Source organism: Pseudoalteromonas sp. Angola-30, from assembly GCF_028599215.1.
Classification (GTDB): domain Bacteria; phylum Pseudomonadota; class Gammaproteobacteria; order Enterobacterales; family Alteromonadaceae; genus Pseudoalteromonas; species Pseudoalteromonas atlantica.
On record NZ_JAQREI010000082.1, the window covers coordinates 1 to 333 of the forward strand.

Below are 333 nucleotides of genomic sequence, written 5' to 3' on the forward strand. Positions count from 1 at the left end.
ACAGCACGCCAACCATTAGTGGTACCACGAATGCACCAGCCGGCACGGTAATTAGCATCAGCGTTAGCGATGGCATTACCACCGAAACCTTTACAGCCACAGTCCAAGCGGGTGGCAGCTGGTCAGCGGATGTACCAAATGCGCTGGCTGATGGTGAGCTGACTATTGAAGCCAGCGTGAGCGATAACGCCGGTAACACCACTACGGTTAGTGAAACCGCCACGCTAAACACCACCGCGCCAAGCATTAGCATTAATGCCTTGGTTGATACCAACGACACCACGCCAACCATTAATGGGACAAGTGATGCAGCCGATGGCACTACCATTAGCT

At 53.5% G+C, this 333-nt stretch carries 1 protein-coding gene; it reads left to right on the top strand.

Annotation, left to right across the window (positions count from 1 at the left end; genetic code table 11):
• Positions 1 to 333: Ig-like domain-containing protein (locus PSH54_RS20855; RefSeq protein WP_273607021.1), on the top strand; the 333-nt coding region annotated here is incomplete at both ends.